Consider the following 24,732-nt stretch of genomic DNA (forward strand, 5'->3'; position numbering starts at 1 on the left):
GGCTGGATCAGGCGATGTCTTCGGCCGGCGCATCGAGGCCCATGGCGTTCAGACGCGCGTAGTAGCCGTTCTGCGCCAGCAGGTCGCCGTGAGTCCCGCGCTCGACGATCCGGCCCTGATCCATGACCAGAATCAGATCGGCCTTCTCGATAGTCGACAGACGGTGAGCGATCACCAGCGTGGTGCGGCCTTTCATCACCTGGTCCAGAGCCGCCTGAATGTGCCGCTCGGATTCGGTGTCGAGAGCCGAGGTGGCCTCGTCGAGGATCAGCAGCGGCGCGTTCTTGAGCAAGGCACGGGCAATCGCCAGGCGCTGGCGCTGACCGCCGGAAAGCAGCACGCCGTTCTCGCCGACCTGGGTGTCCAGGCCTTCCGGCAGTTGCGCGATGAAATCCATCGCGTACGCATCACGCGCCGCTTTCTCGATGTCTTCACGCGGTGCCCCGGCCAGGTCGCCATAGGCAATGTTGTTGGCCACGGTGTCGCTGAACAGCGTGACGTGCTGGGTCACCTGGGCGATGTGGCGGCGCAGGTTGAGCAACTTGTACTGCTCGACTTCCACGCCATCGATCAGGATTTCACCCTTGTCGTGGTGATAGAAGCGCGGGATCAGGTTGGCCAGCGTCGACTTGCCGCTGCCGGAGCGCCCCACCAGCGCCACCATCTGCCCCGGCTCGACCGAGAAGCTGATGTTGTCGAGTACCTGACGTTCGGTCCCAGGGTAGGTGAAGCTCAGGTTACGCACATCGAGACGACCGCTGACCGCATCGCGCTCAATCGTGCCGGTATCGATTTCCGGTTCGACATCCAACTGCTCGAAAATGCTTTCGGCACCGGCAACGCCCTTCTGGATGGTCGAGCTGACTTCGGACAACTGGCGAATCGGCTTTGGCAGCAAGCCGGCCAGGGTGATGTAGGCCACCATGTCACCCGCCGAAGCGTCACCGCGCAGGAACAGCACCAGGAACATCAACACCGCCATGGCGCTGTAGATCACCAGTTGCAGCATCGGCGTGTAGATCGCGCCGGTGCGGGTCATGCGCAGTTGTTTGTCGGTATTGCTCTGACTGGCGTTGAGGAAGCGTTTTTCTTCGTAGGTTTCGCCGCCGAAGCTGCGCACCACGCGATAACCCTGGATGGTTTCCGAGGCCACGTGTGTCACGTCGCCCATGGCCGCCTGGATCTTCTTGCTCTGCTTGCGGAATTTCTTGCTCGCGGTACGCACCATCACGGCGATCAGCGGCAGGATGGCGACCATCACCAGCGTCAGCTTCCAGTTCATGAACAACAGGGAGGCGAACAGGAAGATCACCGTCATGCCTTCACGGATTACGACCTTGATCGCATCTGTTGCCGCCCCCGTGACCATGGTCACGTTGAAGGTGATACGTGAAATCAGATGGCCGGAGTTATGCTTGTCGAAATACCGGTTCGGCAGCACCAGCAGGTTGTTGAACAGCTGCACCCGCAGATCGTGCACCAGGCCCAGGGAGACCTTGGCCAGGAAGTAGTTGCCCAGATAGGATCCCAGGCCCTGCCACGCAGCGATCAGGATGATCAGCAGCGGTACGGCCTGCAACAGTTGCAGATCGCGCAGGTACGGCACGGTGGGAAACAGCACTGCCTCGGGATTGGACAGACCGTCGACGAAATACTTGAGAATGTAACCGAGCATCGGCTGGGTCGATGCGAAAATCAGAAAACCGACGATGCTGATCAGGAACAGACTGATATACGGCCGGACGTAGCCGAGCAGGCGGAAGTAGATTTTCAAGCTCGAAGGGCTTGCGGCGAGACTGGAGTCGGTCATATCACGCGAGAGTCGATAAAAAGGACGCTGACTTTAGCACAGCTTCTTCAGGGTTCTGGCAATCGGGCAAAGGCTGTTATTGTTAGGCATCTTTTTCAGCATCAAATAGCCATCAATGAAATGGCCGATCAACTTCAGGATTGAATCTCACAGCATGCAACTTCGCGGCTTCAGCAGTACGTCCAATCGAATCTTCGATTTCATCAGCCTGTGGATACTTCCCGTCGGCTTCTTCCTGCTCTTGTGCGCGCTGTTCTTCCTGCCGGGTCGCAGCCTGCATCACAAACTGTTTTATGGTCTGTTCAGCATTCCTGCACTGATCGCCCTGTGCCTGCGCCCGCGGGAGTTGAAAGAGCTGCTGGGCGAACCGGTGGTTCTTGCGGTGCTTGCGTTCATCGCCTGGGCGTTGCTCAGTCTGTGCTGGGGCCCGCCCGATGGCGAATCGTTCGGCGGCATGCTCAAACCCCCGCTGCATACCTTGCTGCTGTTCGTCGGTTGCTACCTGGTGGTGCGCTACCGCAGTGACATTATTTCGCCGATGCTGTTCGTCGCGGCCGTGGTTGCCTTGATCGCCACGATCTGTTTCCTGATCCCCTTTATCCATCATTACCAGCCAGGTGCGCGTCTGGTCGGCGGCGGGGCGTTCGACAACCCGCTGCTCAGCTCCCATCTGTTCGGTTTTTTCTGCGCCTACTGGCTCAGCGTCAGCATGTCCTGCAAACATGGCCGCCTGCTCTGGCTCAGCCTGCCGGCGATGCTGATCATGTTCGCGGCGGTGATCTCGACCGGTTCCAGAACGCCGCTGGTCGCCTTGACCATGGCGGCCTTGTGGCTGGCCTTCATCTGCTGGAACCGGCGTTCGCTGGTGATGCTGGGGTCGCTGGCGGCCGTCGGCATCGCCGTGGTCGCCCTGTTCTCGAAGATGATCACCGAGCGCGGCGACTCCTACCGTTTCGAAATCTGGCAGATTGCCCTGCAAAAAATTGCCGATCACCCCTGGATCGGTCATGGCTACAACGCCGATCTGGCGATTGACCCGGGCGTTGGCTACAGCTTTCAGGAACCGCACAGCTTCGTCCTCGGCGTGCTTTATTACGTCGGCATCCTGGGCCTGCTGCCGTGGCTGTTCTTCCAGGGCTGGAGCTTGCTGAGCAGCTGGCGTCAACGCGTACAACCCTTGCTGATCATCGCTTCCACCTGGCTGGTGTTCGGCATCGGTGCCGGGCTGACAGAAGGTGGCGGCATCATTTCGCGCCCCAAGGAACACTGGTTCCTGCTGTGGATTCCGCTGGCGCTGATTGCTGCGATCAGCATCAATCAGCGGGCCCGACGTCTGCTGGCAATACCGGTGCAGAAACTGTCGGTCTCCGGCCTGCAACAACGCTGCGCCGATGCTCAGGTGATCGAAGAGGACGGCCTGGGTCCAAAGGTCCTGCGCCTGACCGATGGCAGCTTCCTCAAGCTGTTCCGTCGCCGCCGCTGGTACACCTCCGGCAACTTCAACCCGTACTCCGAACGCTTCGCCATCAATAGCGAACAATTGCGCCGGATGGGCATCCCGACCCCGCAGGTGCTGAATCTGTATCGCCTGGACGATGGCAGCAGCGCAGTGCACTACGCTCCGTTGCCGGGCCACACCTTGCGTCAGGTGCTGCAGGGCATCCCCGCACCAGCGGTGCGACAGGCGCTGGTCGAACGTTTCGGCAAGTTCATGGCCCGGCTTCATGAGCAGGGTGTCTATTTCCGCTCACTGCATCTGGGTAACGTGCTGGTGCTGGAGGACGGTGAGTTCGGGCTGATCGATCTGGCCGACCTGCGCATCTATCCATCACCCTTGAGCCTTTCATTGCGCCAGCGCAATTTGCGCCACATGCAACGCTACACGGAAGACAAGCGCTGGCTGTTCGAGGATCACTTCGATGCCCTGCTCCAGGGGTATTCGGTGACGGCCTCCAAGGCTGCCGTCGACAATCTGCACCGGCAAGTGCAACAGGGAGGTCGCCCGGCTCGGGCCCACTGATCATGACGGATACAAACCCAGTCTTTGCCGCGATAGCGTATCTGCTCGCTATCGCGACGTCGGTAATGTTCCTGCGTCTGATACCCAAAGCCGCCCAGCACCTGCGTCATAGCGGCGAAAGCCGCTATAACAGCATTGACGGCTTGCGCGGCTATCTGGCTTTTGGCGTGTTCATTCATCACGCAATCATTACCTGGTTCTACCTGCGCACTGGCGTCATCGACTTTCCGCCCAGCAATCTCTACTCCCAATTGGGCCAGGCCAGTGTCGCGCTGTTTTTCATGATCACCGGTTTCCTGTTCTGGAGCCGCCTGCTCAAACAGGGTCGCGACCATGACTGGCAGGCATTTGCGGTCTCACGGGTGTTTCGGCTTTATCCGCTTTACCTGCCGCTGATGCTGATCGTGTTTGTCACCGTCTTCCACCTGCAAGGCTGGGAACTGAAAGACTCCGGCACGCAGCTGGCCGGGCAGATACTGGCCTGGCTGACGTTCGACCGACCCGACATCAATCAGTACCCCCATAGCGGCATGTTGATTTCCAACGTGACCTGGACGCTGGCCTATGAGGTGTTTTTCTACCTGGCGCTGCCACTTCTGGGGCTGATATTCATCTACCGCAAGCACTGGCTGCAGGTGGTCCTGTGCCTGATCGGGATCTATGCCCTTTATCAGGTGGTCGGCTGGGAGCATTCGCTGAAAAAGCACTTTCTGGCGAGTTTCCTGGGGGGGATCGCCGCGGCTTACTGGGTGAGACGTCCCCATCTGGTGGCATGGAGCCAGACACGGTTCGCCACCTTCATTGCCCTGCTGGCCCTTGTTCTGGTGATGACGCAATACAAACGCGCCTTCAGCCTGATGCCGCTGCTGTTGCTGGGCGTGTTTTTCGTCATCGTGGCATCGGGCAACGCGCTATTTGGCGCCTTGCGCCTGCGTAGCGTCCGCTGGCTGGGAGAGATCAGCTACAGCACCTATCTGCTGCACGGCTATGTGCTCTGGATGATGGTGCAGCAACTGCCGCACCTGGTTCCCTTCAATCCACAGAACCCGATCCTCTATCTGCTGTTGATGGCCGTGTGCAGTTGTCTGCTGATCGTGATCGCCAGCCTGACATTTCTGTACATCGAGAAACCGGGCATCGAAGCAGGCAGGAAGTTTCTGCAATGGTTACGCCAGAAGCAGGCGCCGAAAAAACTGGCCGACAAAGCCGTTCAGGACCACTGAGCGGCTACACCGGCTGACGTTGGCGGGCATAACTCAGGAAAGCCTCGATGTCATCGCTGCAGAGCTTGTCGACCAGCCCGCGCAGTTCGGCTTCCGGCCAATCCCACCAGGCACTCTGCAACAACTCCTGACGCTGCTCCTCGGGAAACCGCCAGCGCAGGAACTTCGCCGGATTGCCGCCCATGACCGCATAGGGTTCGACATCCCGTGTGACCAGTGCACCGGCAGCGATGATCGCGCCACTGCCGATCGTGACACCCGACAGGATTGTGCAGTTGGAGCACAGCCAGACATCGTTGCCGATTATCACGTCCCCGTGAGTACCGCTGTAATCGCAGATGCCAGCGGCCTCCGGCAGCATCGCCGGAAAGGGAAACGTGGTCACCCAGTCCGCCCGGTGATGCCCGCCAAGAAAGATCTGCACACCTACGGCAATCGAACAGTAGGCACCGATCTTCAGCGTCGAGCCTTCCTTCCAGTCATGAACGATCGGCAGACCATAACTGCCCCGGCCAAAGCTGTAGTCAGGGTAAGCCCGGGCGAACCGCGCCGCGCCGCGTTCGATCTTCGGCAGCTTGCGAATCGCCCGTTTGGCGCGCTGCTCACGCCAGCGCTGAAGCCAGCCCATGGCTCAGTCCTTTTCCAGCGGTGAAAACAGCAACCGGCCCAGACCGCGCCAGGTTTTCTTGTTCCAGGCCTTGAGCGGAATCTGTGCCAGCAGCTCCCGCGCCAGTTTGCGGTCACGGTTGGCGGTTTTCAGGAACATCGAGTTGAGCGACTTGTAGCGCACCTCGTCGTACAGCGGGTGATCGCTGAACAGCGCGTAGGTACGCAGGATGTTTTCGATCATGAAACGGTGGTTCTTGTACGAGTTCGTGGCGTGTTTGCGATAGCGCGCCATCACCACGTTCAGGCCGTCGATGAAATACCCGGCACGGGTGACTTTCAGCTCGATGTACAGATCCTCAAGACGAATCGTCGGATCGAACCCTCCCACCTTGTCCAGCGCCTCGCGGCGGATCATCAGGGTCGGCGCCGGCGGATACGGCTTGCGCTCCAGGAACATGTCATCGAAATCCAGGCGACGGAACGGCACGTCCCGACGCTGGCGCTTTTCCGGGTAGAGGTTGCCGTCGGCGTCCATCAACTCGATGTTGCCGGCGCAGATACCCACTTCCGGCTTGCCGTCCATGTACGCGACCTGGGTGGCGATCCGGTCCGGGTACATGATGTCGTCGGAGCCGAACGGCACGATCAGGCTGCCCCTGGCCCGCGCAATCGCGCCGTTCAACGTATTGGTCAGGCCCTGGTTCTGCTGCACACGGAAGTCGAATCCGTGCTTTTCCTGCAAGGCTTTGATGCGCTCGACGCTGTCATCCTTCGAGCCGTCGTCGACCACCAGCAGCTCAATGTTCTTGTAGCTCTGGTTGATGACGCTGAGGATGCTTTCCTCGATGTACGGTCCGTGGTTGTAGGACGCGATGATCACGGTGACGATGGGTTGTGCATCGCTCAGGGCGGTGACCTCACTCATGGCTGTTCCTTGCGGGCCTGCGCCAGGCCGGAGTCGATCAGGGTCAGGTATTCCTGACGGAAGACCTCGATGTCGTGTTGTTCCTGCAAATAGCGATAGGCCTGCTCGCCCTTGGCCTTGAGCTCGTCATCCGACAGCCCGAGGTAGGTATCCAGCGCCGTCACCAGGCTCGTCACGTCCTTGGGGGTGATCGACAGGCCACCGGCACCTTCGATCAGCGGCAACATGGCCGGCACGTTCGACGCGATCACCGGCAGATGCCCGCTCATGCCTTCCAGCAAGGCCAGGCCCAGGCCTTCGGCCAGCGACGGCATGGTCCAGATATCGAACGCACGTACGTATTGCAGAGCGTTTTCCTTGAAGCCCAGCAGGTGCGCGCGGCCGGTCAGACCCAACTGTTCGATCTCGGCCGCCAGCGGCGCTTGCAGGCGCCCGGCACCGATGATTGCCAGTTGGGTGTTCGGGTATTTGTCTTTCAGTTGGGCGAAAGCCTGCAACAGGTAAGTGTGGCCCTTGACCGACACCAGCCGGCCCAGCGCACCGATCAGGCGCACCTTCGGGTCGATACCGAGCAGCTCACGAGCCCGCTCGCGGCTGTGCTGCAAACCTTCGGCCTGCTCGATGTCGATGGCGTTGGTGATCGCGTACGTATTCTGATCGGTGAAACCGCAATCGCAGTCCAGCAGGTACTGCTTGACCGCCGGCGACACACCGACAAAGCGCCAGTGGCGATCGATCAGACGCTGGGTCTGACGACGGCGATAGAAGCGATCGTACTCGCCAAAACCGTGGGAAATGCCGATGCACAACGGCACTTTCAACCAACGGTTGAGCGTCAGCATCATGTTCACCGGTTTGAACCGGTTGCAGATCACCACATCAAACTTTTCCCGCCGGCAGAACTTGTACAGCTGCCACATCGCCCGCAGGCGCATGCCTTTGAGGGACTTGTCGGAAAACTCGAAATACACCGAACGGTCGGCCCGGCTGACGGCCTCACCCGGCCCGGGCTTGCCGCGCAGGAATGCTGCTGTCACCTCATAACGATCCGTCGGCAAAGCCTTGACGATCTGTTCGGCGAGGTCGGCGAAATCATGGGATTTGACGTTGTAGTCGGGCTGCAGCTGCAGAACCTTTGCGCGTTGACTCATGACTCTCCCCGTTGCGAACCCGTCGCGCCTGTTTCGCTCTGCTTCAGCACCCAGAACAACTCCTGGCGCCTGACCGCTTTGCGGAAAAATTCGTTCTCGCCGTAGACCGACGGCATACGACCGGCCAGCAGTCGCTGAAACAGCCGGCGCAGACGCCGCTTGAACGGTGCCGGCGGCTGCAGGTCATGCATCATGCCCAGCGCCATGGCCTTGTCACGTTGCAGCTCGATCGGCAGCGGCAGGCACAGCGGTTGCATCGCCACGTTTGCATCGAACGTCGGCGGCAAGGCGATGCCCTGCCCGCTGTCGCCCATCGGCCAGCGATCGTTGTCGTGCAGGTGGTTGGCGTAACCGAGCAGGGTCGGTTGGTAATCGAGACCGCGCAAGGCTTCCAGTACGGCCTCCTGGGCGCAGATATGGTCGGGATGCGGATCCAGCGTCGGGTGCGGCAGCACGATCACATCCGGACGCGCACGAGACAGGACGTCACGCAGGTCGGCCAGCAGATTGTTCCAGGTCGGCGCGCCGTCGGCATCGCCGGGCAAGGCAAACGGATTCAACTGACGAAACATCCGCGTGTCGCTCAGATCAGCTTCCCGCGAACCCACCGGTTGATTCGGCGCAGCCTGCATCGCCGCCAGTTGCAGGCAGAAATACCCGAGCTGCACGCAGTGTTCCTGCGGCACACCGGCCCAGCGCGGCACGGCGAGGCTGTCCCAGGCCCGCAAGCGGCCCTTGAGTCGCGCCGCCTCGACCTTGTTCAGGCCCATTTGCTGATAGTGTTCGGCTTCGATCTCGCCGGCGGTCAGGGTAACGATCCAGGCCTCATCGGCCTGACTGTACAAACCGTAAGCGGCCAACTCGGCATCATCGGCGTGCGGCGCGATCACCATCACCCGCTGATGGCGGTAATCCGGTTGTTCCAGCGCCCATAGCACCGGCTCGCCGGTCACCCGGCAGAAACGTCCGCGCAGGCGCAACAGGCCTTGCGACAAGGTCTGCGCCTGACCGCTGAGGTTCAGATAACGCAGGCCGTTGACGCCACGTTCGAAGGTCTGTGCATCCGGATTCGCTCCGCCCGCAAGCTCCACGCGTGGATCGAAGAAACGTCCCAGCCAGGTGCTTTTCACCCGCACGGCGAGGATCAGCGTGGCGTCGTCCACCAGCATCACGCCCTCGTCGAGGCGCAACTGCTCACCGCTCAAATGCACTTTCGGCTGCGGTGTGAACGGCGGAAAGCTGTATTGGTAGTCGTCTTTCGGCGAGTAGAACAAATGATCGGCGAACCACGCTTCGTGAGCGATCCAGCCAACCACCGCCAGCACCAGCGGCAACCACCAGGCCACCAGCACACCGAGGGCGATCAACACGATCAGCGCAATCAACAGGCCGATACGCTTATTGCGCCGGTGACGCTTGAGCAGTTGCTGTTTGCGGCTCATGGGCTGACTCATACGGTGAAGACCGGCACAGGATTGCACCAGCGATCCTTGTATTCACGGTCGGCACGACCGAAGGAAAAGCGTAGCGGCTTGTTCAGCGCCCGGGCGTGCTCCCACGCCGATTGCGTATTGAGGAAGCTCAAGACACTACCAGGGCTGAATTCACGGGTTTCGGGGTCGACGCCGCCGTTGATGTATTCGACGCTGATCCACTCCGGCGCTTCGACGCGATACACCAGTTGAATGGCGATCGGCGCATCGTTGAGGAAGATCACCGAACCGATCAACAGCTCGCGCAACAACTCGATGACCTCGGCCATGCGTGCCGCGCCAGTGGCCGGGAATCCCCAGCGACGCTGGAACAGGTCGCAATAAATGGCTGCCAGTTCCGCACTCGTGAACTCGCTGACCGGCCGTACGACACCGCCCGCCTCTTCAAGCAGGCGCAACTCACGACGCTGGTTGTAGCGAAACTTCTTCGACAGTTCTTCCGGGGTGCGGGCCATGGCCAGTTGTTCGGTCTGCAACTTGAGACCGCTGAAGCGGTTTTCGTTGAGCGCCGACAGGTATCGCCCGCGATGGCGCAGCGGGGCCTGGGCATCGACGGCGGCCGGCAGGATCAGCTCGGCGTTGCCGAGGTCGAACAGGCCTTTCTTGCCGTTGCGCTTGAGCACGTCCTTGGACAAGGCCAGATCGCGGCCCCAGGTCGGGATCGCCGCTTTGACTTCGCCCTGCTGCTCCCAGGCCAGATAACGCACCGGGATGCCGGCCAGATCCGCCAGACGCTCGACGACCAGCGGATGAGTCGCGACGCTGCCGCCAAAACGCTGCCAGGCCTGTGCATAAGTTGAGGCGTCAACGGGCGACCAGCCACGTTCGCGCCAGCCTTGAAATCGGTTGAGCATCAGCCCCTCGGTGCCAGATCGGTAACTTGCGGCAAATGCCAGAAGGTGTCGCGTACGGCGCGGTCGGAGAAGCGCTCGCGCAGGCGATCGAACATCATCTCGGCGCATTGACGGCGTTGCTGCTCGTCCATGCCGGCCAGATGTTTCAGGCCCTGGGCCAGATGTTCGGCATCACCCAGCGGGAACAGAATGCCCACGCCTTCGACCACTTCCTTCGCCCCGCCGCACGCAGTCGCCAACAACGGCACGCCAGCGGCCATGGCCTCCAGCAGCACCATGCCGAACGGTTCGTGGTCGGAACTCAGGGCAAACACATCGAATGCACGGAAATAATTGCGCGCGTCCGGCACCTGACCGAGAAACAGCACGCGATCACCGACGCCCAGTTCGCGGGCCAGGGCCTTCAGATCATCCTCAAGACGCCCCTTGCCGAGAATCACCAGTTGGCTGTTGGCCGGCAGACCGGGCAGCGCCGCGGCAAAACCGTGCAGCAGCGTGGCCTGATCCTTGTCCGGGTGCAGGCGACCGACGTTGCCGACAATGAACGCATCCGCTGAAAGACCGAGGGTCTCGCGGGCTTCACGGGCGGACACCTGACTCATCTGCAATGCCGAAACATCGATGCGGTTGTAGAGGGTCTGGATGCGCGTCGCCGGCCATTTCGGCAGGCAGCGGCGCATGTCGTCGCGCACCGCGTCGGACACGCCGAGCAGGCTCAGGCGCTTGCGGACAATGTGCGCGAACAGCTTGCGCGTGCCGCGTTTGTAATCGCCAAACGCGTGGTGCACGCCAATCACCGGCAGCGAAGTGCCGAGCAAGGCGATGTAGATCGGCTTGAAGCGATGGGCGATGCAGAAACTGAAATTGCGTGAAGCGGCGATCTTGCGCAGATCGCCGATGGCGCCCAGCTTCAGGCCACGAATGGCCTTGGAGCTGTATTCCATGAACAACACTTCGTCGGAGGCGCAGGCCGCAGCCACCTCGCTATCGGCCGCCCCGGTCAGAAAGACCGTGGTGACCCGATAACCGGTGCCCGCGAACAGGCTGGCGTACTGCCGCGCGCAGTCCAGGAACGGCCCGTCATAGCCGTGGCAGAACTGCAGCACATGGCGTTCAGCCGAGCGTGTCATAAGCGTTTGCGCCTTCTTTGACCACCAGGATGTCTTCCATGATCAGGTACTGCAGATCGGAGCCGAAGAACATGTTCAGGGCGTCGGTCGGCGAGCAGATCATCGGTTCACCACGGCGGTTGAGCGAGGTGTTCAGGGACACGCCGTTGCCGGTCAGCACTTCCAGCGCCTTCATCATGTCGTAGTAGCGCGGGTTGTATTCGCGCTTGAGCACCTGGGCCCGGGAAGTACCGTCTTCGTGGACGACTTCCGGCACGCGGGTCTTCCACTCTTCCGCCACTTCGAAGGTGAAGGTCATGAACGGCGCCGGGTGATCGATCTTGATCATCTGCGGCGCAACGGTGTCGAGCATCGACGGGCAGAAAGGCCTCCAGCGCTCGCGGAACTTGATCTGGTGGTTGATGCGGTCAGCCACGCCAGCGACGCTCGGGCAACCGATGATCGAACGACCACCCAGAGCACGCGGACCGAACTCCATGCGGCCCTGGAACCAGGCCACCGGGTTGCCATCGACCATGATCTTGGCGATTTGCTCCGGCATGTTGTCGAGCTTGCGCCAGGTCGGCTTGTTCTCGTGACGGGCGCACGCGGCGATCACGTCTTCGTTGCTGTACGACGGGCCGAGGTAGACGTGTTCCATCTTCTCGACCGGTACGCCACGGGCGTTGGACACATAGGCCGCTGCGCCGACTGCGGTGCCGGCGTCGCCGGATGCAGGCTGCACGAACAGTTCCTTGACGTCGTCGCGGGCGATGATTTTCTGGTTGAGCTTGACGTTCAACGCACAGCCACCGGCGTAGGCCAGTTTGCCGGTTTCCTTGAGCACGTCGCCCAGGTAGTAGTCGATCATCTGCAGCGCAATTTTTTCGAACAGCGCTTGAATGCTGGCGGCGTAGTGGATGTACGGCTCGTCGGCGATGTCGCCTTCGCGCTTCGGACCCAGCCACTCGATCAGCTTCGGCGAGAAGTAGTAACCCTTGCCCTTCTCTTTATAGCGACGCAGACCGATCACGTTGGCGTAGTCGGTGTTGATCACCAGCTCGCCGTTCTCGAACGAGGCCAGGCGCGAGAAATCGTATTTGCTGGCGTCGCCGTACGGCGCCATGCCCATGACCTTGAACTCACCGTCCAGCATGTCGAAACCGAGGAACTCGGTGATCGCGCCGTACAGGCCGCCGAGAGAGTCCGGATCGAAGAATTCCTTGATCTTGTGGATCTTGCCGTTTTCGCCATAACCGAAGAAGGTCGTGGCGTACTCGCCCTTGCCGTCGATGCCGAGGATCGCGGTTTTCTCTTTGAAACCCGAGCAGTGGTAGGCGCTGGAGGCGTGGGCCAGGTGGTGTTCGACCGGTTCGATCTTGATTTTCTTCGGATCGAAGCCCAGTTGCTCCAGGCACCAGACGATCTTGTTGCGATAGCGCTTGTAGCGGCGGTTACCCATCAGGATCGCGTCGAGTGCACGGTCCGGGGCGTACCAGTAACGCTTGGCGTACTGCCAGCGGGCCTTGCCGAAAATGCTGATCGGGGCGAACGGAATCGCTACCACGTCAACGTCGGACGGCTTGATGCCAGCCTGCTCCAGGCAGAACTTCGCCGATTCGTAGGGCATGCGGTTCTTTGCATGTTTATCGCGTACGAAGCGCTCTTCCTCAGCCGCCGCGACCAGCTTGCCGTCGATGTACAAGGCTGCTGAAGGATCATGGCTAAGGGCGCCGGACAGGCCAAGAATCGTCAATGCCACAGGGGTCTAGCCTCTTTAGTCTGCATTCAGGCGCGATGCGCCTTGAAAAATGATGTGCCCTCGCACCGGGCGAGAGACAGCTAAAGGGCGGGATTATAGCTTAAAAGCGCCGACAAACCTCTAGCGGAACTGGCCGGCCAGTGCGTTGACACTCGAGTAGCATCGACATAGACTCCAGCGCAAATGGACTGGGAGATCCCGGTCGGCGCTAATGCCTCGGTGAGATCATCGGGGCTTTTCGCTTTCTGGGGATGGGAAAAGCTTCAAACCCCAATTCTCGAAACCCTCTCCAACTTTGCTCCGCCCTCCGCTGCAATAGAATTTGCGCTTGAGCACGTCAAAAGCACGGTTTCCCTGACCCGCCCTCAAAAAGCTCATGCCAATGGGCCTCGCAACAAGATCGGCTAGCTGCAAGCCGGTGGAGTTCACCTGCTTGGTTGCAAAAACGATGTCAAACGGCAGTTGAATACCCCATCGATTCGCCCCACCACACATCCTGCGAAACTCCAACTCAAGCTCGTTATCCTCTCGCTTTCCTCGGCGCTCGAAAATCACATGCGTCAGTGCCCCTTGTTGATTCTTCTCCTGCAAAAATTCATAGAGCGTTTCCAGACAAAAGCCGAGAGCGAGGTGATACGGATTATGCCCTGTGCCTTGTTTCTCACGAAGAGAGGCCTTGTCTACCACGCAACTGATCAGAACGAAGTTGCTAGCTTCAATGATGCAAGTCAGTTCCTCAAGAAAAGCATTCTTGTGCTCTCTGGACATGAAGAGGCCAGAAAACGCTCCTTTTTCTTTACGAATTTCGAGTTCATGCAGACCAATCAGATCGTGCCCCATATGGGTGAACTTGAAATTCTGCAGTGCCGGAATGACCTTCTCGCAGTAATGCCTCTTATGAAAGGCACAAAACGCGAGCACAAAGACTGGATAGTTGCGATCCAGTGTTTGCATCCCATGATCACCACTCTCATCGACATAAACGATGAAATTGCTGTACTTACTGGTCGAGGGCAAAGTATTTACCCACGGCTCGGCCGCCAATAAACACTGATATTCCCGTCCACCGCCTGACGATAGATCGTATAAGGCAGGCAAGCCGTGTCGAAGACGCCGGACAGGGTCAGGTCGAGCAGGACAACCGGCACCAGAATGCCGGTGGGGTCGGGCGGCGCGTGCAGCAGGCAGAAGTCGTGGGCGAGGCCGCTGTAGATGCGCGGAATGGACTGGCAGTAGGTTTTCTGTTTGCGCAGGCCGCGCGTGGCGTCCTCGTCGTCCTGCAACACTGTGACGGCGGTGCCGCAGCCGGATAGCGCCAGGGAAAATGCGCCAATGGTGATAGCCGTTTTGATGGTCAAGGTTTGCCCTCCGGGAACGTCGGGGCAAACTAGCATCGGGGCTTTATGCGGGGCAGTTCATGGGTTCCGGGAAGGCCGTAGGACAAGTCACAAGGATTTGTCGCCACATGCCTTACCCGAATTCAACTGCAGAAACCTCTTACGCGCTGGCGAAAATAATCACGCAGCGCCCGATGCATCCTTGGGCAAACGCTGATCAATCACCTGATACAGCGCACTGCTCTCAGGCCAGTTGCGCATGAACCGCGCACGATCCTTGGCATAAGCCGGAGCAAAGCTGCCCGCCGAGCCGTGCTGGCACATCGAATCCAGATCGATCAGCGCCCAGCGGTCCTCGTGCCAGAACAGGTTGTGGCCCTTGAAATCGCCGTGACTGATGCGCTCGGCAATCAACCGCGCAAACAACTGATCCAGCGCCTGCAACTCGGCTTCCGGCGCTTCGCCGCTTTCAACGTACGGTGCAAAACACTCGATGATGTCCGGCCCGGCCAGGTACTCGGTGATCAGGTACGCCTTGCTGCGCAACCAGAAGAAGCGTGTTTCCAGCACCGCCAGCGGTTTGGGCGTAGCAATGCCGAGAAACGCCAGGCGATTGCCTTCGCGCCACGAATGCCAGGCACGGCTCGGGCGCCAGAAGCGCTTGAGCCAATGGGCAAAATTCTTGATGTTGTAACGTTTGATCACCAGCGGACGCCCGGCGACTTCGACCTTGCCGACGCTGGCCGCGCCGCCGGTCTTGTACAGGTGCCCCTGATCGAGCAAGGCATCGGCCTGCTCCAGCACCGGCAGCATCGCGGGTTCTTCCTCGCGACGGATCGAACGCAGGCCAAAGGCTCCGCGTCGCACGCTGAACAACGTGCATTCACGACCGACTTTGATCAGGAAATCCTTCAACCGCCAGGCGCGCACCTTGTCGATCTGCTTCTGCAAGGCTTCCAGCGGCAGCGCGTGTTCGCTGTTGCTCAGCAGGTAATACACCAGCAATTCTTCGGTGAACGGCTCGAGCGACTTGGGCAACTGGGCGAAAAACACCCCGAGGTTTTCCAGCACTTTCTGCCGGGACAATGGCTGGCCAGCGTTTTCCGCACAAATGCCGGCGCCATCGATCAGGTACAACTGACCGCCGTGGCGCAGCAGGTTGTCCAGGTGCAGGTCTTCCTGCCACAGGCCTTTGCCGTGCAACTGGCCAATGGCGCCGAGGGCCTCGGCCAGCACCGCCGACTGTTCGTCGGCCAGCACCGGCAAGGACTCGACCTTGTTCCAGGCATCACCGAGGCTTTCGGCGCCTTCGAGAAACTCGAACAACAACCAGCCACCCTCGCCATCCTTCAGACCATCGGCCAGCATCAGCGGCGTAGTCATGCCTTGGGCGGCAAGCAGTTTCACCCCTTCCAGTTCACGCTGAAAATGCCGTGCAGCCTTGCTGCCAACCAGCAATTTGGCCAACACCGGACGCCCGCGCCACACGCCGGCACCGACATAGCGCTGCCCCGGCAACACCCGCAACAGGCTGAGCAACTGCAAATCGGCGGCACCCGCCGCATCGGCCAACGAAACCGTCAGCGGCAGGCTCGGCGTACGTCCGGCGTGTTTCAGATCGGACAACTGCATCAGCGCGTCTCCTTGCGACTGCGCCGCGCGGTCAGCCGCGTGACCCAGCTATCGACCAGTGAACTGTCGACCGACTGATCGAGATAGGCCGCCAGCAACTCGCGCAGTTGAGCTTCGTTCCACTCCGGCGCACGACGCAGCAGCGGCTCAAGATCCTTGACCCGATCACGCTGGCCGAACAGCAGGGGTCGGGTCTTTTCCAGGTCGATCAGTTGCGCCTGATACCCGGTACCCTCGGCACGCAGAAAAATGTGCTTGGGATAGAAGCAGCCGTGCACCTGACGTACACCGTGCAGGCGCCGCGCCAGCTGGCCGCAGGCCTTGAGAATCGCCGAATGCTGCGTGACTTCCAGGCTAGACCAGCGCTGCAGCAACGAATCCAGATCATCCCAACCGTCGAGGGCTCGGGTCAGCAGGATCGCGCGCACTTCGCCGTTGACTTTGCGCTGGCCGAAAAACGCCGCTTGCAGCGCCGGAATGCCGAGCTGGTTGTAACGACTGATGTTGCGAAACTCCCGGGCGAACGTCGGCTCGCCAAACGGCGCGTGCAGGGTGCGGGTCAGGTAGTTGCTCTGACGCTTGAGGTAATAACCGTGGCCTTCGAGTTCGAGCCGGAACACACTGCTCCAGCCGCCGCCGTCGGTGTTCGGTTCATCCACAGCATCGAGTTGCTTGTCCCACAACGCGTCGAACGTGCCGAGGCCGTGGCGCTCCAGCAGCGCACGGTCTTCAGCGGCGAGAAAATCAGTCATTCGCGTCCCTCGAAAAATCTCACCACGTGGCGAATCCGTTTCTTGTCGGCGGCATTGAGCCGGTCACGCTGGCGGTATTGCAGGTAGAAGCGCAGGCGCTGGGTGTTCGACAGGTGATATTTGGCAACCTTGTCGAGACAGGCCAGGTCCTTGGTAATCCGGTATTTGAGCCAGAAACCGCGCCAGAAATCGCCGTTCGGGCAGTCGATCAGAAACAGCCGCGCCTGATCGTCGATCAGCAGGTTGCGCCACTTCAGATCGTTATGGGTGAAGCGATGGTCGTGCATTGTCCGGGTGTAAACGGCCAATTGCCGACTGATGCCGTCGACCCAGCTGTGATTCTTCAGCTTGGGATCGTTGCGCTCGGCCAGCGCCGAGAGGTCCTCGGTACGCGGCAGTTCGCGGGTGATCATCGCCCCGCGATCGTAGGCCATGCCATTGCGCTCCAGGCCCCAGGCCACCACTTCGGCGGTGGGAATGCCCCACTTGGCGAAACGCTTGAGGTTCTGCCACTCCATCTTCACCCGCGGCTTGCCGAGGTAACGGCGCAAGCCCTTGCCGGCGCCGACGTAGCGTTTGACGTAGTAATTGACACCGTTGCGCTGCACGCGGATGACTTCAGACAGCGGGTCGCGGGTCAGACGCTCGCCTTCAAGCGCGAACACCGCTTCAAGGCTGCCAAAATCCGCTGCGAGGTCGCTGTACCCGGGTTCAAGATTCCAACCCGCCATCAGAGCGCATCCCCGTAGCGCAACTTGCGCTCGTAGAGTTTGTTGGCCTTGCCTTCGAGCCAGCTCAGCAACGGTGCTTCTTCCGCCAGGATCTGGCGCAGCGGTTGCTGGAAGTAACCCTTGAGAAAGCGCAGCTTGTCGCGACGGGTCAGGCCGATGTCCAGCGCGGAAAAATACAGCGCCGCCAGATCCTTGTTGCGCCAGCGCTGAGTGATCGCCGGGCGAGTCTGGGCCCGGTGCAGGTCGATCACCGAGAGTTTGAAATCTTCCGGGGTGACCGGTTTGTCGGTGTGCAGCAGGAAGTGGCAGATGTAGCAGTCGCGGTGGTTGACCCCCGCGCGGTGCATCATCCCCGTCATGCGTGCAACTTCAGCGATCAGCGCGCGCTTGAGCTTTGGCTGCGGCGGCTGCTTGACCCAGTCGATGCTGAAGTCTTCGAGGCTGATGGTCGGCGCCAGTTCTTCGGTGACGATGAACGAATGCTGGTCCGCCGGGTTGCTGCCCTTCTCACCGTACGCGACGGCGGTCATGGTCGGCACACCGACTTCCTGCAGACGCTGGATAGCCTTCCATTCCTGGCCCGCGCCAAGCACCGGCAGCTTGGCAGTCAGCAGGTTCTTGAAAATCTCGCCCCAGCCAATGCCTCGGTGGATCTTGACGAAAAATCCGTTGCCGTCGACTTCCGTGCGCAAAGTCCTGCGGGCTTCCAGCTCGCGGTACACCTCGCCCTGCAAGCCCTCGACTTCCGCGAACGCATCGCGGCCGGCCCAGAGGCTCTTGAACGGTTCAGCCAGCATCAACTTCATTTATGCGTGCTCCGCCAGAATCACATCGGCCGCGTGCTGCGGCATGCTGTAGAGGTCGGCCGTCTCGGCGAAAGCCAGACCGTTGCGGCTCCAGGCCGCCCGTGCAGCGTCGTCGTTCAACATGTCAGTCAGGTATTGCGTCAGTTGCGCCTGATCGAACGGCTCGTCCAGCACGCGCCCGGCATCGGCCTCGGCAATGTAATGGGCGTAGCCGCAGACCGCGCTGACCAGCACCGGCAACCCGGCGACCAGCGCTTCAAGCAATACCGTACCGGTGTTCTCGTTGTACGCCGGGTGGATCAACAGATCGGCGCCGAGCAGGAAACGCGGGATATCGCTGCGCCCCTTGAGGAACGTCACGTTGTCGCCCAGACCCAATGTTGCACTCTGCATCTGGAACAATTTGGGGTCATCCTGGCCGATTACAAACAGCCGGGTGCGTTTCTTCAGTTCGGCGGGCAATGCGGCCAGCGCCTTCAGGCTGCGATCGACGCCCTTGGTCTTGAACCCGGAGCCGATCTGCACCAGCAACAGTTCGTCGTCCTTGAGGTTGAATTCGGCGCGGAAACCGGCGCGAATTTCGTCGGCATCCGCCGGACGCCGACGATCCTGGGCGATGCCCGGCGGCAGCAGGTGGAAGCGCTCGAGCGGCGTGTCGTAATGCTTGATGAACAGCGGCTGCTGCACTTCGGAGATCATCAACACTTCAGTCTTCGCGTCTTTGGCGAACACCGCGCGCTCGTACTCGGCGAAGTGGCGATAGCGGCCCCAGCGGCGATACAGCGAATTGCGCAGGTTCTGCGCCTTGTCCTCGAAGCAGCCGTCGGCGGCGTAGTAGACGTCCAGCCCCGGCATCTTGTTGAAGCCGATCAGGCGATCCACCGGGCGCTTGGCCAGGTCCGCTTCCATCCACGCGCTGAGTTTCTCGTTGCGGCGATGGTTGAAGAACGCCTTGACCGGCGCCACCAGCACTTCGAAACCGGGCGGCACGTCGCCTTCCCAGATCAGGGTGTAGACGCGAATCTTGTGGCCACGCTTCTGGCATTCGAGGGCGATGCGCATGAAGTCGCGCTGCAAACCACCGAACGGGAAATACTTGTAAAGGACAAATGCCAATTGCATCAACGCAGCTCCTCAGCCATCAACAACGTGCTCAGTCGGCTGGCGACACGCTCGGGATTCAGACGCGTGAAGCACAAAGGCAACTCGCGTTTCAGGTCAAACTGACGGGCATCCTGCGCGGTCGGTTGATACGTACATTTCTTTTGCAGGCACGGCGCGCACGGGAAATCGCTGCCGAGGTGAATCTGCAGCTTGCCGTAGGCACCGGTCAGGCCCGGATTGGTCGGGCCGAACAGCGAAATCGTCGGCACGTCCAGTGCCGCAGCGAGATGGCCGAGACCGGTGTCCACCGCGACGCAGGCCTGGGCACCGGCCAGCACCTTGCCGACCCCGGCCAGGTTCAGCTTCGGCAGCACTTCGGCGTGTTTGAAACCGGCAGCGATGCGCTCGGCCCGGGCCTTCTCCAGCGGGTTGCCCCACGGCAGCTTGATCCCGACGCCGAGGTAGCCGACCCGCTCGGTCAGCTCACGCCAATAGCTTTCCGGCCAGTGTTTGGTGTCCCAGGTGGTGCCGTGCAAAAACACCACGTAAGCATTCTTGCGTGGCAGTTCCACCAGACGCTCGACGTTGAGGCCGTAATCGCCCAGCCCCTTGGGCAAGTCATAACCCAAGGCGATTGCAAACAACTGGCGCACGCGCTCAACGGCGTGCTGCCCACGGGCCACCGCCAGTTTGCGGTCATAAAAGCGCGCAGCGATCGGCTCGCGGGCCGAGCCCTTGTCGAGACCGGCCACCGGGGCTTTGACGTAGCGAGTCAGCCAGGCGCTTTTCAGCAGGCCTTGAGCATCGATCACCAGGTCATATTTGTTCGCCCGAACGGATTGCTTGAAGCGTTTCCACTCGCCGCTGGTGATGGTTTTCCAGAGATTCTTGCGCCAGCGGCGAATCGCCACGGGAATGACCTTGCCCACGGCCGGGTGCCAGGTCGGGATTTCGGCAAAGCCTTCTTCCACCACCCAGTCGAATTTGATCCCGGGAATCGCCCGGGCGGCGTCGGTCAACGCCGGCAACGCATGAATCACGTCGCCCAGCGAAGAAGTCTTGATCAGCAATACCCGCAACTTAATGGACCTCGACCACAGAGCCCTGCAAACGCTGCAAGGCATCGTTGACCGCGTCCGGCATCAGCTGGCGCAGGCAGTTGTAATGGCCGAAACGGCAAGTGCGATCAAAGCAAGGGCTGCAATCGAGGCCCAGACGGACGATTTCCACATGCTCGGCCAGCGGCGGGGTGAAGCCCGGCGAAGTCGAGCCATAGACGGCCACCAACGGACGGTTCAGCGCTGCAGCAACGTGCATCAGACCGGAATCGTTGGAAACCACAGAGTCAGCGCAGGACATCAGGTCGATGGCCTCGGCCAGCGAAGTACCGCCACTAAGGTTCACGGACTCTTCACGCAGGCCCGGAATCAGCCGTGCGCGGATGTCTTCGCCCACGGCGTGATCGTTCTTCGAGCCGAACAGCCAGACTTGCCAGCCTTCGCGGATGCGCGCCTCGGCGACCTTGGCGTAATGCTCGGACGGCCAGCGTTTGGCTTCGCCGAATTCGGCACCGGGGCACAACACCAGCACCGGGCGATCGAGGGTCAGACCGAACTTGGCCAGCGCCGCCTCGCGGGTCACCGGGTCGATCTGCAGGCTCGGGCGCGGATACGGTTTCGGCAGCTCGGCGTTCGGCTCGTAGGCCAACGCCATGAAGCGCTCGATCATCAGCGGATAACGTTCTTTATCCAGTGTGCGCACGTCATTGAGCAGGCCGTAGCGGAATTCGCCGCGCCAGCCGGTGCGCTTCGGGATGCCGGCGAAGAACGGCACCAGCGCCGACTTCAGCGAGTTCGGCAGCAGGATCGCCTGGTCGTACTGGCCGGCCAGGGATTTGCCGATCCGCCGACGGGTCGCCAACTCCAGCGCGCCGTGGCCGAGCGGAAAGCTCAAGGCCTTGCGCACTTCGGGCATGCGCTCAAGGATCGGCCGGCTCCACTCGGGGGCCAGCACGTCGATTTCGCACTGCGGGTGGCGTTGCTTGAGACACTGAAACAGTGTCTGCGCCATCACCATGTCACCGACCCAACTGGGCCCAACGATCAGAATATTCATGTGGTTTCCAAAAACGAACCGGGGAGGCTTTACGCCTCCCCGTCTCGAGAATCAGCTTAGCCCCAGCTCGCGCCAGATCCGCATCACCTGCCGCCGTTCGTCCGCGAACTGATCGCCCGGTATCACCCCGGCATCCTTCTGCAAGGCCTGCCGGTGCGCGGCGGAACGATAGGCCTTATAGGCCTCGCGCAACAGGCTGGCGTCTTCGACGGGCATCAGCCCCTCGTGTTCCAGCTCTTCCAGAATGCGGATATTGTCCGTCCAGCGCAGCAACGGCGGGTGGGTCTGCGACCACGCCAGGGCCGCGTATTGCACCATAAATTCAATATCGACGATACCTCCGGCGTCCTGCTTGAGGTCGAACGGCGCCGTGGCGTCGAAGGCATTCGCCGCGGTACCGGCGGCGGTGCTCTTGCTGCCGAGGTTATCGCGCATCTTGGCGCGCATCTCGCTCACTTCCTGTTGCAGTTTCGCCAGATCCCGCGCCTTGCCCAGCACCTGAGCCCGTACTTTCTCGAACGCCTGGCCGACATCCTGACTGCCCACCAGCACCCGCGCCCGCACCAGAGCCTGATGCTCCCACGTCCAGGCTTCATTTTCTTGATAGCGGGCAAATGCCCCCAGCGAACTGACCAACAGCCCCGACGCACCGGACGGCCGCAGACGCATGTCCACTTCATACAACTGGCCGGAGTTGGTCTGGGCCGTCAGCAAGTGAATGATCCGCTGGCCGAGCCGGGTAAAGAACTGCGCACCATCAATAGGCTTCGCCCCGTCGGTTTCTGCCTGTGGATCGCCGTCATGGATGAACACCAGATCCAGGTCCGAACCATGCCCCAACTCGATCCCGCCGACTTTCCCATAACCGACAATGATGAAGCCGGGATCGCACAACGTGCCGTCGGTGCGCAGCGGCGTGCCGTACTTGGCCACGGTCTGGCGCCAGGCCAGGGCCAGCACTTGTTCCAGAATCGCTTCCGCGAGCCAGGTCAGGTAATCGCTGACTTTCATCAACGGCAGGCTGCCGGCGATTTCCGACGCGGCGACGCGCAAGCGATGCGCCAGTTTGAAATGGCGCAGGGCTTCCATCTGCTGTTCGAGGTCGTCCTCGGGGATCCGGGTCAGGCGCTCGCGCAATTCGGCGGCCAGTTCCGGCGCCAAGGGCGGCTTGAACAGGCGACCTTCGTTGAGCAACTCATCGAGCAGCAGCGGGAAACGGGTGATCTGCTCGGCGATCCACGGACTCGCGGCGCACAGGGTCAGCAAGCGACGCAGCGCGCCGGGGTTTTCCGTCAGCAACACTAAATAAGCCGAACGCCGGGCCACCGCTTCGACCAGCGGCAGAACCCGTTCAAGCACCAGATCCGGATTGTCATGCTCCACTGCCTGAGCGAGCAGACGTGGAATAAAGGCGTCGAGGCGTTCGCGTCCCAGACGCTGCATCGCCCGCAGCTGCGGACTGCTGCGCAGACCGGCCAGCGCTTTCAAGGCTTTGGTGGCGTCGGCGAAACCGCCTTCTTCCAACTGACGGCAAGCGGCTTCTTCGTCCTGCGCCTCTTCCCACAGTGGCAGCCATTCACCGCCGACCACCACTTCGCAATCGGCGCCCTCTTCTTCATCAGGGTCAGCGATCACTTGCGCAAAGTGCCAGGCCACCCGGCCACGCCAGAACATCAGCTTTTCATGGAAGGCGTCCCAGTCGGCGAAACCGAGCATGAACGCAATGCGCGCCTGATCCTGCGGGCTGTCCGGCAGCATCTGGGTCTGCCGATCGGCAATCGCCTGGATCGCGTGTTCGGTGTAGCGCAGGAATTCGTAACCTTCACGCAATTCGCTGATCACTGCCGGCGGCAGATAACCCTGCCCTTCCAGCGTGCTCAACACCTTTAATAGAGGCCGCTGTTGCAGGCTCAGATCGCGACCGCCATGAATCAACTGAAAGGCCTGGGCGATGAACTCGACTTCACGAATGCCACCGGAGCCGAGCTTGATGTTATCGGCCATGCCCTTGCGCCGGACTTCCTGCTGGATCAGTTGCTTCATGGTGCGCAGCGCTTCGATCGCCGAGAAATCCAGATAGCGCCGGTAAACGAACGGCCGCAGCATTTCCTGCAACTGCGCCCCGGCCACCTGATCGCCGGCCACCACCCGCGACTTGATCATCGCGTAGCGCTCCCAGTCACGGCCCTGATCCTGGTAATACTGCTCCAGCGCATTGAAGCTCAGCACCAGCGCGCCGGACGAGCCGTACGGGCGCAGGCGCATGTCGACGCGGAACACAAAGCCGTCGACGGTCATCGGGTCGAGGGCCTTGATCAGGCGCTGGCCGAGACGAATGAAGAATTCCTGGTTATCCAGCGCGCGCTTCACGCCGACGGTTTCGCCGCCCTCGGGGTAGGCGAAGATCAGGTCGATGTCCGACGACAGGTTCAGCTCGACCGCGCCGAGCTTGCCCATGCCGAGGATGACCATTTGCTGCGGTTCGCCGCTGCGCCGGCCGGTCGGTGTGCCGAATTGTTCGCAATGGCGGCTGTACAGCCATTGATAGGCCTGATCGATGCTGGCGTCGGCCATGTCCGAGAGGTCGCGGCAGGTTTGCACCAGATCGGCCTGGCGAGTCAGGTCGCGCCAGATGATCCGCACTTGATGCCGGGCGCGCTGACGACGCAGGACGCGACCCAGTTCATCCTCGGTCTGCGCGGTGCTGACCGCCGTCGCAATCTGCCCGCACAGCTCGCCGGGGGCGAACGGCCGATCGAGCTCGCCGGACTGCACCAGCGACAGCAACATCAAAGGGTCACGAACGCTCTGTTCAATCACGAAATCGCTGGCGGCGGTGACGCGGGCGAACTGCGCCCAGCGCTCCGGGGTCCAGGTGGAGAAGCCTTGATCATCCTCAAGTGCGGCGACGGCCGTACGGAACGACTGCTCGGATCGGCTGACCAACGGCAGGAGAATGGCGGGCAGTTCGGCAAGCGCGGGCAGGGTCATGGTCTATCCTTGATCGGCGTGTAAATGGCCGCTTGTAGTGATGATTGAAAAACCGCTACGCGAAGGACTGTCGAACAAAAGTGAGAAATAGCTGAAATTTCTTTTTCTTTGGCAGCCAGCATCAAACTTTCACCTTTTTCGGATGGCTAAAGAGCAACCTTAACGATTATTCTCACAACGCAGTCGGAGGCCACAAGCCTTTCATCTGTAGTTTTACTACTCGTCTATACATTCGAAAGGCTGAAATGCCGGATGATTTGTAGTAAAACTACACGCCGCCGGAACAACCTGTCGGCAATCCAAGAATT

The 24,732-nt window shown here is 60.9% G+C and carries 20 protein-coding genes and 1 pseudogene; 2 read left to right on the forward strand and 19 right to left on the reverse strand.

Features of this window, described 5'->3' with window-relative positions; genetic code table 11:
- Positions 1–7: 7 nt before the first annotated feature.
- A complete protein-coding gene (gene msbA, locus AC3WRD_RS00885) occupies positions 8–1,810 on the reverse strand; it encodes a lipid A export permease/ATP-binding protein MsbA (RefSeq protein WP_102620153.1) in 1,803 nt (600 codons plus the stop codon).
- 154 nt (positions 1,811–1,964) lie between these two features.
- Here msbA and AC3WRD_RS00890 point away from each other — a divergent pair, with 154 nt between their 5' ends.
- Together AC3WRD_RS00890 and AC3WRD_RS00895 are read left to right on the forward strand one after the other, a co-directional pair.
- Positions 1,965–3,830, forward strand: coding sequence for a bifunctional O-antigen ligase/aminoglycoside phosphotransferase family protein (locus tag AC3WRD_RS00890; RefSeq protein ID WP_102620154.1), 1,866 nt, complete (start codon positions 1,965–1,967; stop codon positions 3,828–3,830).
- Positions 3,831–3,832: 2 nt separating this feature from the next.
- Positions 3,833–5,053: an acyltransferase family protein gene (locus AC3WRD_RS00895; RefSeq protein WP_102620155.1), complete on the forward strand. Its 1,221-nt coding sequence runs from the start codon at positions 3,833–3,835 to the stop codon at positions 5,051–5,053.
- 4 nt (positions 5,054–5,057) lie between these two features.
- On the opposite strand, the gene AC3WRD_RS00900 is transcribed toward AC3WRD_RS00895, so the two are convergent.
- The 18 genes and pseudogenes from AC3WRD_RS00900 to AC3WRD_RS00985 all read right to left on the reverse strand — a co-directional run bounded on the left by AC3WRD_RS00900 (position 5,058) and on the right by AC3WRD_RS00985 (position 24,546).
- Complete coding sequence (locus AC3WRD_RS00900; RefSeq protein ID WP_102620156.1) at positions 5,058–5,681, reverse strand: CatB-related O-acetyltransferase; 624 nt, start codon at positions 5,679–5,681, stop codon at positions 5,058–5,060.
- Positions 5,682–5,684: 3 nt separating this feature from the next.
- The gene (locus tag AC3WRD_RS00905) at positions 5,685–6,569 is read right to left on the reverse strand and encodes a glycosyltransferase (RefSeq protein WP_096819955.1); all 885 of its coding nucleotides are present in this window, start codon (positions 6,567–6,569) and stop codon (positions 5,685–5,687) included.
- A gap of 14 nt (positions 6,570–6,583) precedes the next feature.
- Positions 6,584–7,738, reverse strand: a complete 1,155-nt coding sequence (locus AC3WRD_RS00910; RefSeq protein ID WP_102620157.1) for a glycosyltransferase — start codon at positions 7,736–7,738, stop codon at positions 6,584–6,586.
- Positions 7,735–9,180, reverse strand: a complete 1,446-nt coding sequence (locus AC3WRD_RS00915; protein ID WP_102620158.1) for a PIG-L family deacetylase — start codon at positions 9,178–9,180, stop codon at positions 7,735–7,737. The genes AC3WRD_RS00910 and AC3WRD_RS00915 overlap by 4 nt, the downstream gene beginning before the upstream one ends.
- 8 nt (positions 9,181–9,188) lie before the next feature.
- Complete coding sequence (locus AC3WRD_RS00920; RefSeq protein WP_096819862.1) at positions 9,189–10,085, reverse strand: antimicrobial resistance protein Mig-14; 897 nt, start codon at positions 10,083–10,085, stop codon at positions 9,189–9,191.
- Entirely contained in the window at positions 10,085–11,215 is a 1,131-nt protein-coding gene (locus AC3WRD_RS00925; protein WP_102620159.1) for a glycosyltransferase, read from the reverse strand. The genes AC3WRD_RS00920 and AC3WRD_RS00925 overlap by 1 nt, the downstream gene beginning before the upstream one ends.
- A complete protein-coding gene (locus tag AC3WRD_RS00930; RefSeq protein ID WP_007952261.1) occupies positions 11,199–12,956 on the reverse strand; it encodes a carbamoyltransferase family protein in 1,758 nt (585 codons plus the stop codon). Before AC3WRD_RS00930 ends, AC3WRD_RS00925 begins: the two co-directional genes overlap by 17 nt.
- Positions 12,957–13,181: 225 nt before the next feature.
- Positions 13,182–13,955: pseudogene (locus tag AC3WRD_RS00935) on the reverse strand (DUF3800 domain-containing protein); the annotation flags it as partial.
- Positions 13,956–13,978: 23 nt separating this feature from the next.
- Entirely contained in the window at positions 13,979–14,314 is a 336-nt protein-coding gene (locus AC3WRD_RS00940) for a YceK/YidQ family lipoprotein (RefSeq protein WP_102620161.1), read from the reverse strand.
- A gap of 159 nt (positions 14,315–14,473) precedes the next feature.
- Positions 14,474–15,925 (reverse strand): lipopolysaccharide kinase InaA family protein, encoded by a 1,452-nt coding sequence (locus AC3WRD_RS00945; RefSeq protein ID WP_102620162.1) that lies wholly within the window; start codon positions 15,923–15,925, stop codon positions 14,474–14,476.
- Positions 15,925–16,677 carry a lipopolysaccharide kinase InaA family protein gene (locus AC3WRD_RS00950; protein ID WP_102620163.1) on the reverse strand — a complete coding sequence of 251 codons (753 nt, stop codon included), beginning with the start codon at positions 16,675–16,677 and terminating at the stop codon, positions 15,925–15,927. Before AC3WRD_RS00950 ends, AC3WRD_RS00945 begins: the two co-directional genes overlap by 1 nt.
- Positions 16,674–17,408: a lipopolysaccharide kinase InaA family protein gene (locus AC3WRD_RS00955; protein WP_102620164.1), complete on the reverse strand. Its 735-nt coding sequence runs from the start codon at positions 17,406–17,408 to the stop codon at positions 16,674–16,676. The genes AC3WRD_RS00950 and AC3WRD_RS00955 overlap by 4 nt, the downstream gene beginning before the upstream one ends.
- Positions 17,408–18,214: a lipopolysaccharide core heptose(I) kinase RfaP gene (gene rfaP, locus AC3WRD_RS00960; RefSeq protein WP_096819869.1), complete on the reverse strand. Its 807-nt coding sequence runs from the start codon at positions 18,212–18,214 to the stop codon at positions 17,408–17,410. Before rfaP ends, AC3WRD_RS00955 begins: the two co-directional genes overlap by 1 nt.
- A complete protein-coding gene (locus AC3WRD_RS00965) occupies positions 18,215–19,336 on the reverse strand; it encodes a glycosyltransferase family 4 protein (RefSeq protein ID WP_102620165.1) in 1,122 nt (373 codons plus the stop codon).
- Positions 19,336–20,397, reverse strand: coding sequence for a lipopolysaccharide heptosyltransferase I (gene waaC, locus AC3WRD_RS00970; protein ID WP_085711109.1), 1,062 nt, complete (start codon positions 20,395–20,397; stop codon positions 19,336–19,338). Before waaC ends, AC3WRD_RS00965 begins: the two co-directional genes overlap by 1 nt.
- A 1-nt stretch (position 20,398) precedes the next feature.
- A complete protein-coding gene (waaF, locus tag AC3WRD_RS00975) occupies positions 20,399–21,433 on the reverse strand; it encodes a lipopolysaccharide heptosyltransferase II (RefSeq protein ID WP_039766536.1) in 1,035 nt (344 codons plus the stop codon).
- A 51-nt stretch (positions 21,434–21,484) separates the two neighbouring features.
- On the reverse strand, positions 21,485–24,424 hold the full coding sequence (gene glnE, locus AC3WRD_RS00980; RefSeq protein ID WP_102620166.1) for a bifunctional [glutamate--ammonia ligase]-adenylyl-L-tyrosine phosphorylase/[glutamate--ammonia-ligase] adenylyltransferase: 2,940 nt from the start codon (positions 24,422–24,424) through the stop codon (positions 21,485–21,487).
- Complete coding sequence (locus AC3WRD_RS00985) at positions 24,421–24,546, reverse strand: hypothetical protein (RefSeq protein ID WP_255261909.1); 126 nt, start codon at positions 24,544–24,546, stop codon at positions 24,421–24,423. The genes glnE and AC3WRD_RS00985 overlap by 4 nt, the downstream gene beginning before the upstream one ends.
- Positions 24,547–24,732 lie beyond the last annotated feature (186 nt).

Source organism: Pseudomonas sp. FW215-R2, from assembly GCF_058789255.1.

What these genes read in the sequence shown, in the direction of transcription:
- msbA (WP_102620153.1), bottom strand. Translation starts at nt 1,810, where the DNA reads ATGACCGACTCCAGTCTCGCCGCAAGCCCTTCGAGCTTGAAAATCTAC.
- AC3WRD_RS00890 (WP_102620154.1), top strand. Translation starts at nt 1,965, where the DNA reads ATGCAACTTCGCGGCTTCAGCAGTACGTCCAATCGAATCTTCGATTTC.
- AC3WRD_RS00895 (WP_102620155.1), top strand. Translation starts at nt 3,833, where the DNA reads ATGACGGATACAAACCCAGTCTTTGCCGCGATAGCGTATCTGCTCGCT.
- AC3WRD_RS00900 (WP_102620156.1), bottom strand. Translation starts at nt 5,681, where the DNA reads ATGGGCTGGCTTCAGCGCTGGCGTGAGCAGCGCGCCAAACGGGCGATT.
- AC3WRD_RS00910 (WP_102620157.1), bottom strand. Translation starts at nt 7,738, where the DNA reads ATGAGTCAACGCGCAAAGGTTCTGCAGCTGCAGCCCGACTACAACGTC.
- AC3WRD_RS00915 (WP_102620158.1), bottom strand. Translation starts at nt 9,180, where the DNA reads ATGAGCCGCAAACAGCAACTGCTCAAGCGTCACCGGCGCAATAAGCGT.
- AC3WRD_RS00920 (WP_096819862.1), bottom strand. Translation starts at nt 10,085, where the DNA reads ATGCTCAACCGATTTCAAGGCTGGCGCGAACGTGGCTGGTCGCCCGTT.
- AC3WRD_RS00925 (WP_102620159.1), bottom strand. Translation starts at nt 11,215, where the DNA reads ATGACACGCTCGGCTGAACGCCATGTGCTGCAGTTCTGCCACGGCTAT.
- AC3WRD_RS00945 (WP_102620162.1), bottom strand. Translation starts at nt 15,925, where the DNA reads ATGCAGTTGTCCGATCTGAAACACGCCGGACGTACGCCGAGCCTGCCG.
- AC3WRD_RS00950 (WP_102620163.1), bottom strand. Translation starts at nt 16,677, where the DNA reads ATGACTGATTTTCTCGCCGCTGAAGACCGTGCGCTGCTGGAGCGCCAC.
- AC3WRD_RS00955 (WP_102620164.1), bottom strand. Translation starts at nt 17,408, where the DNA reads ATGGCGGGTTGGAATCTTGAACCCGGGTACAGCGACCTCGCAGCGGAT.
- rfaP (WP_096819869.1), bottom strand. Translation starts at nt 18,214, where the DNA reads ATGAAGTTGATGCTGGCTGAACCGTTCAAGAGCCTCTGGGCCGGCCGC.
- AC3WRD_RS00965 (WP_102620165.1), bottom strand. Translation starts at nt 19,336, where the DNA reads ATGCAATTGGCATTTGTCCTTTACAAGTATTTCCCGTTCGGTGGTTTG.
- waaF (WP_039766536.1), bottom strand. Translation starts at nt 21,433, where the DNA reads ATGAATATTCTGATCGTTGGGCCCAGTTGGGTCGGTGACATGGTGATG.
- glnE (WP_102620166.1), bottom strand. Translation starts at nt 24,424, where the DNA reads ATGACCCTGCCCGCGCTTGCCGAACTGCCCGCCATTCTCCTGCCGTTG.
- AC3WRD_RS00985 (WP_255261909.1), bottom strand. Translation starts at nt 24,546, where the DNA reads ATGCTGGCTGCCAAAGAAAAAGAAATTTCAGCTATTTCTCACTTTTGT.